This is a genomic window from Leptothoe spongobia TAU-MAC 1115 (assembly GCF_018739885.1).
Classification (GTDB): domain Bacteria; phylum Cyanobacteriota; class Cyanobacteriia; order Phormidesmidales; family Phormidesmidaceae; genus Leptothoe; species Leptothoe spongobia.
This window is the reverse complement of the sequence record NZ_JADOES010000019.1, coordinates 12,344-25,854: the sequence shown is the minus strand read 5'-3', so window position 1 is coordinate 25,854 and position 13,511 is coordinate 12,344. Positions and strand designations below refer to the sequence as shown.

The 13,511-nt window shown below is 49.0% G+C and carries 13 protein-coding genes and 1 tRNA gene; 6 read left to right on the top strand and 8 right to left on the bottom strand.

The window, feature by feature from the left end; all coding sequences use genetic code 11:
- Nucleotides 1-187 precede the first annotated feature (187 nt).
- Nucleotides 188-1,156 carry an arsenosugar biosynthesis arsenite methyltransferase ArsM gene (gene arsM, locus IXB50_RS11185; RefSeq protein ID WP_215609052.1) on the top strand — a complete coding sequence of 323 codons (969 nt, stop codon included), beginning with the start codon at nt 188-190 and terminating at the stop codon, nt 1,154-1,156.
- Here arsM and IXB50_RS11180 read toward each other — a convergent pair.
- A complete protein-coding gene (locus tag IXB50_RS11180; RefSeq protein ID WP_215609051.1) occupies nt 1,153-1,737 on the bottom strand; it encodes a hypothetical protein in 585 nt (194 codons plus the stop codon). The two genes, arsM and IXB50_RS11180, sit on opposite strands and share 4 nt — an antisense overlap.
- A gap of 493 nt (nt 1,738-2,230) precedes the next feature.
- On the opposite strand from IXB50_RS11180, the gene IXB50_RS11175 reads away from it, so the two are divergent.
- Nucleotides 2,231-2,968 carry a succinate dehydrogenase/fumarate reductase iron-sulfur subunit gene (locus IXB50_RS11175; RefSeq protein WP_215609050.1) on the top strand — a complete coding sequence of 246 codons (738 nt, stop codon included), beginning with the start codon at nt 2,231-2,233 and terminating at the stop codon, nt 2,966-2,968.
- A gap of 56 nt (nt 2,969-3,024) precedes the next feature.
- Here the strand turns inward: IXB50_RS11175 and IXB50_RS11170 are convergent, their stop codons facing one another.
- The 5 genes from IXB50_RS11170 to rsfS all read right to left on the bottom strand — a co-directional run bounded on the left by IXB50_RS11170 (nt 3,025) and on the right by rsfS (nt 6,086).
- A complete protein-coding gene (locus tag IXB50_RS11170; protein WP_215609049.1) occupies nt 3,025-3,585 on the bottom strand; it encodes a peroxiredoxin in 561 nt (186 codons plus the stop codon).
- Nucleotides 3,586-3,771: 186 nt separating this feature from the next.
- A tRNA-Met gene (locus IXB50_RS11165) sits at nt 3,772-3,848 on the bottom strand.
- Between the two features lie 82 nt (nt 3,849-3,930).
- The gene (locus tag IXB50_RS11160) at nt 3,931-4,884 is read right to left on the bottom strand and encodes an asparaginase (RefSeq protein WP_215609048.1); all 954 of its coding nucleotides are present in this window, start codon (nt 4,882-4,884) and stop codon (nt 3,931-3,933) included.
- Nucleotides 4,885-5,035: 151 nt separating this feature from the next.
- Complete coding sequence (locus IXB50_RS11155) at nt 5,036-5,533, bottom strand: CGLD27 family protein (protein WP_215609047.1); 498 nt, start codon at nt 5,531-5,533, stop codon at nt 5,036-5,038.
- 97 nt (nt 5,534-5,630) lie between these two features.
- Entirely contained in the window at nt 5,631-6,086 is a 456-nt protein-coding gene (rsfS, locus tag IXB50_RS11150) for a ribosome silencing factor (RefSeq protein ID WP_246564409.1), read from the bottom strand.
- Between the two features lie 212 nt (nt 6,087-6,298).
- Here rsfS and IXB50_RS11145 point away from each other — a divergent pair, with 212 nt between their 5' ends.
- Nucleotides 6,299-7,186, top strand: a complete 888-nt coding sequence (locus IXB50_RS11145) for a HEAT repeat domain-containing protein (protein WP_215609046.1) — start codon at nt 6,299-6,301, stop codon at nt 7,184-7,186.
- On the opposite strand, the gene IXB50_RS11140 is transcribed toward IXB50_RS11145, so the two are convergent.
- The gene (locus IXB50_RS11140; protein WP_215609045.1) at nt 7,164-7,310 is read right to left on the bottom strand and encodes a hypothetical protein; all 147 of its coding nucleotides are present in this window, start codon (nt 7,308-7,310) and stop codon (nt 7,164-7,166) included. The genes IXB50_RS11145 and IXB50_RS11140 overlap by 23 nt on opposite strands.
- Here IXB50_RS11140 and IXB50_RS11135 point away from each other — a divergent pair.
- A complete protein-coding gene (locus IXB50_RS11135) occupies nt 7,309-7,728 on the top strand; it encodes a peptidylprolyl isomerase (RefSeq protein ID WP_215609044.1) in 420 nt (139 codons plus the stop codon). The two genes, IXB50_RS11140 and IXB50_RS11135, sit on opposite strands and share 2 nt — an antisense overlap.
- Before the next feature lie 132 nt (nt 7,729-7,860).
- Here IXB50_RS11135 and IXB50_RS11130 read toward each other — a convergent pair whose 3' ends face one another.
- Nucleotides 7,861-10,509: a BRCT domain-containing protein gene (locus IXB50_RS11130; RefSeq protein WP_215609043.1), complete on the bottom strand. Its 2,649-nt coding sequence runs from the start codon at nt 10,507-10,509 to the stop codon at nt 7,861-7,863.
- Nucleotides 10,510-10,732: 223 nt separating this feature from the next.
- Between IXB50_RS11130 and IXB50_RS11125 the strand changes: the two genes are divergently transcribed.
- On the top strand, nt 10,733-11,431 hold the full coding sequence (locus tag IXB50_RS11125; protein WP_215609042.1) for a succinate dehydrogenase cytochrome b subunit: 699 nt from the start codon (nt 10,733-10,735) through the stop codon (nt 11,429-11,431).
- Between the two features lie 72 nt (nt 11,432-11,503).
- Nucleotides 11,504-13,411: a fumarate reductase/succinate dehydrogenase flavoprotein subunit gene (locus IXB50_RS11120; protein WP_215609041.1), complete on the top strand. Its 1,908-nt coding sequence runs from the start codon at nt 11,504-11,506 to the stop codon at nt 13,409-13,411.
- Nucleotides 13,412-13,511 lie beyond the last annotated feature (100 nt).

Here is a 13,511-nt window from a genome sequence, read left to right as displayed (position 1 = left end):
AACTGCAGTAGACACAGACCATCACGACAGGTTCAGCCGATTTTCAGGAGATTTTCAGCTGCATGGGGGTTAATAACATTGGATATGGCCGTCGGCATGATTTTCTCCTAACGTAATCAACAAAACGACGGTCTAACCACCTACAATCAGACATTCCTCCCCTAACTCTTTCCCCTAGGAAAACACCATGAGCTACCTTGAAACCACAGCAAAGTTCTACAGTGACGTGGCCGAAGATCCGATGGTGGGACTTTGCTGTGTACAAAGCACACCGCTCCAGCTGCCCGGATTGAACGTACCGACCCTGATGCAGGAAATGAACTATGGTTGCGGTACAACCGTTCATCCCTCTGAACTATCAGGCGATCCAACCGTTCTCTACGTTGGTGTTGGTGGGGGTATTGAAGCCTTACAATTTTCTTATTTCTCACGACGCCCCCAGGCCATCATTGCAGTGGATCCTGTGGACTCCATGCGGGTAGCTGCCCAGCGAAACTTAGCCATCGCAGCAGCAGAAAACGACTGGTTTGATACCAGCTTTGTCGACATTCGCGAAGGTGATGCCTTCAATTTGCCCCTGCCTGACAACTCTGTCGATGTCATGGCTCAGAACTGTCTCTTCAACATTTTTGAACCTAACGATCTAGCCCGCGCCCTCAAAGAAGCCTATCGTGTGATTAAACCTGGTGGGCGCTTAGTCATGAGCGATCCGATTGCGACTCGCCCAATCCCATTGCACCTGCAGCAAGATGAGCGGTTACGGGCCCTATGTCTGTCTGGAGCCCTCACCTATAACGAATATATTCAGGCTCTCATCGATACCGGATTCGGCCAAGTCGAAATTCGAGCTCGGCGTCCCTACCGCTTACTGGGCAAAGAAACCTATAAGCTAAACCAGCCTTTACTACTAGAGAGTTTAGACTCTGTGGCCTTTAAAGTGCCTATCCCCCCTGATGGAGCCTGTGTCTTTACGGGAAAAACAGCCGTCTATGCGGGTAACGAAGACTACTTGGATGATCGGGCCGGACACATTATGCAACCGGGCATCCCCCTAGCGGTGTGCGACAAAACAGCCACCAATTTGGCCAGTCGTTTTCCTAATGATATTGTTTTAACACCATCTACCTGGTTTTATGACGGAGGAGGCTGTTGTTAACTAGCACGACGAGTTAACCGGCGACCATACCCTGCGGTACAACCTATGGTTGCTAGCCCGAGCCACATTGATGGCTCGGGGACCGATTGCGTTGGCCCATTGGCCTCATTAGACTCAGGGGGTAAAAAGTACCTGACCGTACCTCTATAAAGATCTGCCCCCACAACATAACCAAAATCACTGTTGTCAATAGCAAAACCATCGATAGAGACATTCTGAACTAATGGAATCTCTGTTGGGTTGTTACCAAGACGAGACACAATATAAGTGTTGCCAAGAAACTCACCATTCTGGAAATTTGCTCTAGGAGAGTTAGCATCAATATCTTGAACATCATCAGCCTCGGTAAACTCAACACCACCAACGCTAAACGTAATCGATGTGGTTTTAATATTTTCGTTATTAGTGATCGGATCAGTCAAATCAACAGATGTCACGCCTATATAACTTTCGCCTGACAGAGGTCCTGACAGCACATCTACAGTAAAATTATAGGAAACAGTTTCAGCAAGAGCCGCGTGCGCATCAGAGAGTGTTACTGTAGCAGTCATAACAGCTATTAAAAAGAGACGATTTTTCATGGCAAGAAGACAACCTTGGCTTAGTTGAGTTGAGTCGCTAAATATAGCGTCGGTCACGATGCCCCCCGTATACCAAAGCTAAATGACACTGGTAACAAAAGACGCCAGTGACAATAAGGAGATTACAAGAAAAATTGTTTTAATTCAGTACAGGCTCTTCTGAAAATTTGCGGACGTTGCAGCACAAATACGGAAACTCGAAACCATGGGCAACAGCTTACAAAACATGTTTTGAGACAAGAGCCCTACATTTAGGCAGTAAAATTTAGGCTAAATGGCGAACACTCTAATCATGCATGAGCATATGCACCATTAATTTGACACGTTAATGGCTAAAAGATCTCCTGATAACAACTTTCCACTCAAGCCATTCATTAATCTGGCAGTAGTCGACTAAAACTTAAGCTTAACGTAAGGTTTTGATGGTCAGGGCCTGGTGGCACTCAAGGGCAACGCACCGTACCATTAAACGGTAGGCAGGAAAAAGAAGAAAATGCAGCTAACGTTTAATGTTTGGCGGCAAAATGCTCCAGAACGGCAGGGAAAGCTGGAGAACTACACGCTATCTGGTGTATCCTCCGATATGTCCTTTTTAGAAACGCTGGACTTTTTAAATGAGCAGCTCACACTATCAGGGCAAACGCCAATCGAGTTTGATCACGATTGTAGGGAAGGTATCTGTGGCTCCTGTAATCTGATGATCAATGGCCATGCCCACGGGCCACAGCAGCAGACTGCTACCTGTCAGCTATACATGAGACACTTTCAGGATGGCGATACGATCGTCATTGAACCGTGGCGAGCTGAAGCATTTCCCATTGTGAAAGACTTGGTGGTAGATCGTGGTGCCTTTGATCGGATTCTGGCAGCTGGAGGATTTATCTCGGTTAAAACGGGATCAGCTCCAGAAGCGAACAGTACGCCAGTGGCCCCTGCTCATGCTCAAGCGGCCTTTGATTATGCCACCTGTATTGGCTGTGGAGCCTGTGTCGCCGCTTGCCCCAATGCATCAGCGTCCCTATTCACTGCTGCTAAGATCGCTCACCTAGCTTTACTCCCCCAAGGTCAGCCCGAAGGTCAGCAGCGAGTCCTTAGGATGACAGAGCAGATGTCTGCTGAGGGATTTGGCGATTGTTCTAATCACGGTGAGTGTCAGGCTGTCTGTCCCAAGGGGATTTCGATTGATGCGATCGCAACCATGCGCCGCGAATACCTGAAGGCCATATTTTAATTGCCGTCCTCGTAGAGACGTTCCATGGAACGTCTCTACGAAAAATCGGTCAAAAGCTAAGCCTGTTGCAATTCATCCAAACGGGTTAAAACCTCTTGGCTATGGATCGCCGGACGAACACCGAGAAAACGTTCCTGCATCGTACCGTTAGGATCAACCAAATAGGTATGACGCATGGACATGGGTTTCATCCAAGAACCGTAAGCACGACTGACCGCACCATCAGCATCAGCCAACAGTGGAAACTTTAGACCTTCAGAGTCACAAAACTCAGCGTGACTATCCACATCGTCAGCACTCACCCCAATCACTTGAGCATTGCGCTCCATAAACTCTGGTAAATCCCGCTGAAAACGTTGCGCTTCTAGAGTACAACCAGGGGTAAAGTCCTTGGGGTAAAAATACAGAACAACCCACTGTCCTAAATAATCCGATAGGGAGATCTCTCCATCACCAACATTGGTGGGCAAGGTGAAATTAGGAGCAGGCTCCCCCAAAGGCACTTGCTCACCACCCAGGGCATGGGCTGGTGCTGATGGCCCCACGAGCAAGCCAAAGGCCAACAGAACTGGCAAAATCAGACGGCCAACAAAACGACGAACCAACACAAGCGTCATAACAAAGACCAGCAAAGCAATCACTTTACTTAAGTTAACATTTCGGGATTATGGGTGAATGGATTCTGTAAAAATTGCTAGGGGCATCCCCTTGTGGGTGCCCTGGGATATGCACCAGTGACTGAGCTTGAACTTTTTCTCAAAAAATAAGGACTTAAGCATTTGCTTAAGTCCTTATTTTTTTATTGGTGGCGGGGGCCGGATTTGAACCAACGACCTTCGGGTTATGAGCCCGACGAGCTACCAGACTGCTCTACCCCGCGTTGAGCGCTTTACTAATATAGCGAGGTGGTGTGTAAACCGCAATACCTTTTTTCAGCAGAATGATGGATCCCCGGAAATTCTTTAGGACAGCGCAATCTCACCCACCATATCCAAGCGTTTATAGTCGCTCAGATTCAAATAGGTTTCGGCCAACGTATCAGCATGATCAGGGGAAAGCCATCCCAGCTGTCGCAAAATATGGAGAGCGGCTGCATATTTTGCTCGCTTGGCCCCATCAACGACTTTGAGAGCCACGCCTAAACCTTCACCCACCCGACTGATACATTGAATCCCTTCTGCCCCAGACTTGCTCAAGATTTCACCGTTGGTCAGACGCATTAGCTCAGTATCAAAACCACCAGGTCCAGAAACCATCTCTGGATGATGAGTCATGGCCCGCACTACTCGCTCCATCTCCAGATTTTCACCCGACGCTAGCTTGGCATACAGTGTCGACATCTGACGTAGTTGCATAAAGTATGTAGGGGCACCACAGTCATCATGGGCACAGATAAACTCATCGGATGGCATGCCCAATAACCCCGAAAAACTCTTGAGAATTAGCTTTTGTAAGGGGTGGTTGCGCTGCAGATAGCTATTAATTTCCCATCCCTGCTGCTTACAAACGGCCAACATGCCTGCATGCTTACCTGAACAGTTATGCTCCAGGGGACTGTTTTTATCAGCAGGCACAGGGCATTGAAGAGAGGTAGGTTCTAAATCAGCCCGCCATAAGATCCCAAACACCTGCCGCGCTTGGGCAGTCAGCCCTTGGTGAGAGCCGCAAATAATGGCCAGATCCTTATCGCTGAGATTAAAGGCATCTAAAGCGCCCGTAGCCGTCACGGCCATTGCCTGAAATGGCTTGAGTGAGGAGCGAATAAAACTGGCATTATCGGCGTCACCTGCCACTGACAAGACTCGCCCACGACTATCAGCCACTGCTGCATGGACCTGGTGTACAGACTCAACAATCCCTTCTCTCAGCAATTGAACCACTAGTGGAGCAGTGGAGATACGGCTTGGCCTAGGCATAGATTTTGATTGAAACAGCTAGAAACATTGCCTAGTAGGCAATATCGGCAAATAAATTATTATACTGTTGACTCAACGTTGGCATCTTCATAATCCGAACCATGCCAATGCTGACCCATTTCCATGAGCATCACTCGGTTGATGAGAATGTTCAAAATACTGACAAACTGGCAATACCAAACAATAGGCAACCCAACATAATGCCAAAGGTCTTTCTTAAGCGCAGCAAAATTGGCTTGATCTGGTAATCAACAATTATGCGATCGCGCTTAAAGATATCATCAGGTTTTGTCCATATTTGGCCATCGTACCAACCGGACTCCTCATAAGGCAGATCCCTAATCTGTAACCGATTCCCCACATGGGACCAGCCCACGTAGAGCTGTAGTAGCGTTAGTAGAGGAATCACTAAGGCCCCCAAAGCCGCACTCATTAAAAACTTATTAAGAAAATGAGTAGGCGAAAAGCTGACAGCTGCAATGGGACCCGATATTAACCAGCTCAATCCCCAAACGACTACCACTGGTAGAGCATAACCCCGTAGATCCCGAGCCCCCCAACTGTAAAACCAAGACTCTCGCATCTCTTCATATTCTCGAATAGGCAGCTGCTCAGCAGGAACAGGACAGCGAGGCGCAGAGCGTTTCATAGCCAATGATTACATATGAATAATTACATCATAGGACAGAATTCTTTAGCACTATGCTCTTGAGCGTTATACGCTTGAGCACCATTTCTCAATCGCACTATTGCCCCAAGCCAGCAGGGGGAGTCGGAATAAACTCAATGCGCTTGACATGGCCCCAGAATGCTTCGAGGTCGTAATATTCGCGTTCACGGGGTTGAAAAATGTGAGCAATCACATCACCGTAGTCATAGATCACCCATTTACCTTCATCAGCACCCTCTGTACGTAGGGGAGAGCGACCATGGTCGGTTTCGATAGTGGATTCGATGGAGCGGGCAATAGCTCGAACCTGAACGTTGGTAAATCCAGTCGCAATCACAAAATAGTCGGCGAGATAGGAAGCATCACCCACCTGAAGAATGGCAATGTCCTCAGCCTTGCGATCATCAGCCGCATGGGCAATGGCCATGGCAAAGGCTAATGCCTTTTCGTCTGTCTTAGCTTCGATCTCATCATATTCTGATGGGTTTACATCTACAGTCCCTGATGTGTCTAACTTAAGTGCCTCAGTCAACGATACTAATCTCCCTCATAAAATCAGTGGTACTTACACGGTAATGCAAATTATTTGAAGCAGAGCATATTAAATAATTCTGCTGACATAGTGTAATGAGGTGTAATACATTCACAGATATCCATCTCGGATCCATCCCGGATGTCAAACTTTGCCATCATAGGGGATAATCCACCTGATCTTGGAAATGAGTTAATTGAGGGAACGCCGCTATGGCAACACAAGCAGGGATAGGCGTACTAATTGGATTAGGAATTGGCTCTGGTGTAACGGCCTTTCTAATGCAGCGTATTATTCGCCGTCAAGACAATGCCCTCCAGCAATCCCTAAACCGATTGAATCGCTTACAGGAAGATCATGCCCAAGACCTCAATGCAACCCTGACCAAAATGGAAGCTGACTATGAACAGCAGCTGGCCAATAAAATTGAGCTTTACCAGGATAACCATGAGGAACAACTCACCGAATTAGAGGCTGAATACGAAGCCCGCATTGCAGCCTTAATCAGCATTAATAGTCAAGAAAGTCAGGAAAGCACTGAAGACGCGGATACAGCAGCAGCACCTATAGAAGATATTGCAGATACCCCTACCCCGTCTGTCAAGGCTACAGATCCCCCCCAGCCAACCACCGGCAGCAGCTTCACACCGATTCCTGATCCTTGGACAGAGGCCAGCAATCTCCCTAAAGCCACATCTGAACCATTAACGGTGACATCCCAGCATGGGGCCACACCAGCATCTGCCCCCCCAACGACTGTAACGCCTGTCTCTAAATCTGCTCACACCGCTCGTGATTTAGAACTAACTCAGACAGCAACGGCTCTAGGCCAGGCCGCCGCCATGAATCGTAAAGAGGCCGTTTGCGCCGTTCCTCAGCTTGGCAAACTCACCAAAGACAACAATGCTGACGTGCGCCTAGCTGCCGTGACAGCCCTGCAAGAATCAGGCTCGATTAAAGCAATCCCTTTTCTGCGACAAGCACTTAGAGATACTGATAATCGGATTGTGGCCGCTGCCAGTGCTGCCCTCAGCCGGTTTAAAGGTGCCAAGAAACCAGCTCAAAAAGCTAAAACAACTAAAAAAAAGCGTCGTCGCTAAAGCCTCTCGCTTGAGCCAAACTACCCTTGCTGCCATCATAGGCAAGGGTCTTGCCGTTGTTGACCAAGGGATCAGCAACGTCATGGTCTTTTTTACCCGCTCTGCTATATGAGGATGCCTGCATGACTAAAGCAATCATGGAAACCGAAAAGGGAACCATCAATATCGAATTCTTTGACAATGATGCTCCCAACACGGTTGCTAATTTCGTCAAGCTTTCCAAGGATGGATTTTATGACGGACTCAACTTCCACCGCGTCATCCCTAACTTCATGATCCAAGGTGGCTGTCCAAACGGCACTGGTACTGGTGGCCCCGGTTACAAAATCAAGTGTGAGATTAACCCCAATAAGCACGAAGCCGGTAGCCTATCCATGGCCCATGCTGGACGTGATACAGGCGGTAGCCAGTTCTTTATTTGCCATGCGCCTCAGCCCCACCTAGATGGAGTCCATACAGTCTTTGGTAAAACCACAGATATGGATGTTGTCAATGCCATTAGCGGCGGCGATAAAATCATGTCAGTAACCATTCAAGAATAACCTGACATGACTGGTCGTTATAGCGATCACAGCGCTCGACATTAGCCAGTAATGTGATAGTTATTTCTCAGTCTGCAATCACCCTGGTATTTCAAAATGCCGGGGTGATTTTTGACGGTATTTTTTAGATTGCTAGCTAGGTGGCTGTAGCAACTCCAACAACTGAGCTTCGTTAAGTTGGGGCGTATTGTACTTTTCAGCCTTTTTGAGCTTACTACCAGGATTTCTACCAACGACAATGTAATCGGTTTTTCCACTTGGCATTTTGTTGATACGCCCACCTGCATTTGTAATCAGCTGAGTCACCTGTTCAGATGAGAGATCTTTTAGAGTCCCGGTGATCACAAAGCTTTTACCCGCTATCCCGTCGGATGTAGCATTTGCCTCCGCATTTGCCTCTGGGGACGCTTCTAGGGAAGCTGTTGGGGAATTAAGCTGCTTATTGGCTGGTGCCCCCTCTTCGACAACGACTTCTTTAGACGTAGAGGCTGGCGCTGGCGGGGACTGTTTTTGGAGTGATGCAATCACAGTTTGGCTAATATCTAAAGCTTCTTTCATGGCCGCTTGCTCTTTGACCATGGCTTTTATCTGATCAGTCTGGGCTGCCATATTATCCTGGGCAGATTGTAACTGTTGAGTCAGTTGGGAGTTAATGGATGTCAACTCTTCCACCTGCCGATTTAATTGGGGCGTTTGTTGAGCCGTTTGTTGCACTAACTGTTGGTGGGCCTGGGTGATTTCTTCTAGCTGAGTGCGTAATGTGGTCTCTCGATCAAACGAGACCTGAGCCTCTACTAACGATTGCTGAACCTGAGCTAGTTCTGACTCCAGGGTAGCAACCTGGGCCTGGGCCTGGGTCAGCTGGGTCTGACTCGCGTCTATTTCTCGCTGCAGCTGTTGTCGTTCCTGGTCTAGGCTTTCAGTCTGAGCTTGTTCACGTTGGGCAACTTCTGTTTGCTGTTGCTTCACCGTCTGGGCTAGGGCATCATGCTGGTCACGCTGTTGTTCTAGCTGCTGGGTTAGCTGAGCGATGGTTGTCTGGAGTTGAGTGGCTTCTGTCTTGGCCGTTACGTTAGCCTGCTCCAACTGCTCAGTCAGTTGATTAATCGTTGTCTGGAGTTGGGTGGCTTCTGTCTTGGTCGTTGCGTTGACCTGTTCCAACTGCTCAGTCAGTTGATTAATCGTTGTCTGGGCCTGGGTGGCGTCTGTCTCAGTCTGGGCACGTAATGCGGTCTCTTGGTCAAACGAGGCCTGAGCGTCTGCCAAAGATTGCTGTAATTGGGTGAGTTCTGTCTCCAGGGTCGCAATCTGGGCTTGAGCCTGGGTGAGCTGGATCTGACTTGTTTCTATTTCTCGCTGCAGCTGTCCTCGTTCTTGGCCTAAGCTTTCAGCCTGGATTTGTTCACGCTGGGCGGCTTCTGCTTGCTGTTGCTTAACCGTTTGAGCTAGGACGTCTCGCTGGTCACGCTGTTGTTCTAGTTGCTGGGTTAGCTCAGCTATGGTTGTTTGGGCCTGGGTGGCATTTGACTCAGCCGTTGCGTTGGCCTGGTCCAATTGCTGAGTTAGTTGAGCTATGGTTGTCTGGAGTTGGGTGGCGTCTGTTTCAGTTTGGGTGCGTAATGCGGTCTCTTGGTCAAAGGAGAGCTGGGCGTCTGCCAAAGCTTGCTGTACTTGGGTGAGTTCTGTCTCCAGGGTCGCAATCTGGGTTTGAGCTTGGGTGAGCTGGGTCTGACTCGTTTCTATTTCTCGCTGCAGTTGTTCTCGTTCTTGGTTTACGCTTTCAGCCTGGACTTGTTCACGCTGGGCAATCTCTGCTTGCTGTTGCTCAATGGTTTGGGCTAGGTCCGCTTGCTGAGCATGCTGTTGTTCTAGTTGCTGCGTTAGTTGAGCAATGGTTGTCTGGGCCTGGGCCGCGTCTATTTCGGCTGTGGCATTAGCCTGGTCTAACTGCTGAGTCAGTTGAGTAATGGTTGTCTGAGCCTGGGCGGTTTCTGTCTGAGCGGTTGACTGCAGCTGATCCAATTGCTGAGTCAACTGGGTAATGGTGTTTTGAGCCTCAGTGTCACTTTGTTGAGCCGCTTTGAGGGATTGTTCTAATTGCTGCTTTGATTGTTCTAACGTCAAAACGGTTTGGGCTAAGTCACTTTTTTCAGACTTCGCCCCATTGAATTGTTTTTGGAGGGTGGCGTTTTGAGTCCGTAGCTTTTCTAACTGCAGATCAGACTCAGTCTGACGAGCTTGGGCCGTCTTCTGTAGCTGCTTTAACTGCTGCTCAACCCTGGTCAACTCGGTTAAACGCTGCTGAGCCGATTTTAGGGAGTCGTCTAATTTACTAGTGCGATCGCGGAGCTGACTAGTCACCTCGCATTCCTGTTTCAAGGTCTGCTCTAGGGTGTGCTTCTCCTTGGTCAGATCGGTGACTTGCCCTTCCAACTGGCTAACTTTGGCCTTAGTTTGAGTGGATGTTTTAGAAATGCGATCGCGCTCAGCCTTGAGCTCACTCACCTGCTGCTCCAGCCCCATGACCGCATCCTTGGCCAGAGCCATCGCCTCAGTCAGAGTCTGAGTTTGCGCCTTGGCCTGGGTCACCTGCTGCGTCAGTTTAGTTTTAGCCGACTCCAAGGTAGCCAGCTCAGTCGCTTGCAGGGCCTTCTGTTTGCCCTGGCGACCAGCCATCACGGCACCCACCAAAGCTGCTGCACTTACAGCAGTTCCTGCCAGTTCTGAAACTAGGGTGTAGTCCAGTCCTGCCAGTCCTGAAACTAGGGTGTTGTAGTCCATGGAGCCACTGTCACTCAACTAAGTTAACGGAGTAACTATGGTAAACAGCTATGGGAACACCGACACTGGTTAGCAATAATGTTTTAGATATTGGCAGGGCAGTGAGGTATCTATCCCACGGTCATGATGCCGCCATCCGTTTCATCATCTATATTTTTCATGAGATTCTTCCAAACACGGGAAGCGTACCGTCAAACTATAGATATTCCCAGTGCCCAAGCCCATGACCTCAACGTCCTCCGCTGGATTAAACCGGCTACTTACTCTCCACCAATCCGCCATTGGCAAAAAGCTGATCACGGGTATCAGTGGCCTAGCCCTAGTCACATTCGTCATTATCCATATGGCAGGCAATCTGATTTTGCTAGTGAGTGCCGATGGGTATAACCAATATGGCCACACCCTGGAGCAGCTAGGACCATTGTTGTGGCTGATTGAGCTAATTCTGCTAGGCTTTGTTGTTTTTCATATCCTGATGGGGGTGCAGATTTTCCTAGGGCGTTTGCAAGCTCGTCCCCAAGGGTATGCCACCTATGCATCAGCCGGAAACCCAAGCTATCAAACCCTCAGTTCTCGCACCATGATTGTGACCGGGCTAGTGCTGGGCTGTTTTTTGGTCTGGCACCTACTCACCTTTAAGTTTGGGACACGCTATACCGTGCCTGGTTCGGACGTGCGGGATCTAGCCCGGTTAGTAATCGAAAAATTTCAACAGCCTTTGTATGCCTTTAGCTATACCGGGGTTCTAGTGATGTTAGCCAGCCATCTTCGCCATGGGATCTGGAGTGCGTTTCAATCCTTAGGAGCTTTAGATACAACGGTACGACCAGCTATGTATGTAGCTAGCTTGGTCTTAGCCATCAGTATTGCACTTGGTTTTGTTGCCTTACCTTTAGGTATTTATTTTGGGTTGGTGACGTGAGTTTTGTGCCCTTTACCCTGTCTAACCCCTGTTGGGTTTTATCCTTTAACCGCAACCTACAGTCTTTTCCCCATGTCTCTAGACCCTCGGATTCCTCACGGTTCATTAAAAGACAAGTGGAATAATTTTAAGGACCACTGTCAGCTTGTCAATCCTAATAACAAGCGGAAACACACGATTATTATTGTTGGAACGGGTCTGGCCGGAGCGTCAGCGTCAGCAACACTGGCAGAATTGGGTTATCACGTCAAAAGCTTTTGCATTCAAGATTCTCCTCGGCGAGCCCATAGCATTGCGGCCCAGGGAGGTATCAACGCGACCAAAAACTATCCCAATGATGGGGATAGTATCTGGCGGTTGTTTTACGACACCATTAAAGGGGGAGACTATCGCTCCCGCGAGGCCAATGTGTATCGTTTAGCACAGATTAGCAACCATATTATCGACCACTGTGTGGCCCAGGGAGTACCCTTTGCCAGGGAATATGGAGGTCTGTTAGCTAATCGATCCTTTGGTGGTGCTCAGGTATCGCGAACGTTCTATGCCCGTGGTCAAACGGGGCAACAGCTCCTGCTCGGAGCCTACAGCGCCATGATGAAAATGGCAGACCAGATTGAGATTTTTACACGGCGAGAAATGCTCGATCTGGTGGTGATCAATGGCCATGCTAGAGGGATTATTACTCGTAACTTGATCACGGGAGCGTTAGAGCGTCACCAGGGGGACGCAGTGCTGCTGTGTACTGGCGGGTATGGCAATGTGTTTTACTTATCTACCAATGGCCGAAACTCCAATGTGACAGCCGCATGGCGTTGCTATAAGCGGGGGGCCTACTTTGCCAATCCTTGTTATACGCAGATTCATCCTACTTGCATTCCAGTATCAGGAGACTATCAGTCAAAACTCACCCTGATGAGTGAGAGTTTACGTAATGATGGTCGCGTTTGGGTCCCACTCAAGCCGGGAGACCCTCGTCCCCCCAATGACATTCCTGAAGAGGAGAGAGACTATTATTTAGAAAAACGCTATCCCAGCTTTGGTAATCTAGTGCCTCGGGATGTGGCCTCACGGAATGCCAAGCAAATGACAGATCAAGGTCGTGGTGTGGGTGCAACGGGGCTGGCTGTGTATCTAGACTTTCGGGATGCCATGGTGCGAGATGGTCGCGAAGCGATCGCAAACCGTTACGGCAATCTCTTTCAGATGTACCAACGCATCACGGATGAAAACCCCTATGAAGTCCCTATGCGCATTTACCCAGCGGTACATTACACCATGGGTGGCCTGTGGGTGGACTATCACCTCATGAGTACGGTTCCAGGATTGTTTGTCTTGGGTGAAGCTAACTTCTCTGATCATGGAGCCAATCGCCTGGGAGCCAGTGCGCTTATGCAAGGACTGGCAGACGGCTACTTTGTGATTCCCTATACCCTGGGCGACTATCTGGCTGGCAATCCCTTGCCACCAGTAGATACTAGCCATGCAGCCTTTGCCGAAGCCGAGGCCTCCGTCCGCAGTAAAACGCAAAAACTGCTGAGCATTCAAGGTGATAAAACCGTGATGCAGTTCCACCGGGAGCTGGGGCAGCTGGTGTGGGACCATGTGGGCATGAGTCGCGATCGCAACAGCCTCCATTCTGTCATCAGCCAAATCCAATCTCTCCGTGCAGAATTCTGGCAAAATCTGCGCGTTCCTGGCCAAGCCAATACCCTCAACAAGAATTTAGAATATGCGGGGCGTCTGGCCGACTTCTTAGAACTTGGCGAACTCATGGCTCGTGATGCCCTCAACCGAGAAGAATCCTGTGGCTGCCACTTCCGAGAGGAATACCAGACTAATGATGGTGAGGCCAAACGCAACGACAACGACTATGCCTATGCGGCTGCCTGGGCCTACAACGGTGATGAACAGCCCCCTGAGTTACATCAGGAGCCTTTGGTCTTTGATAACGTTGAACTGACGCAAAGAAGTTATAAGTAAGCAGCATGGAAACTGAATCTTTACTCTCTAAGCAGCAATAAAGCAAGAGCACGAAAATTCAAGCCAATGTCTGTTTGCTTATACTATGGATATCTCTAGT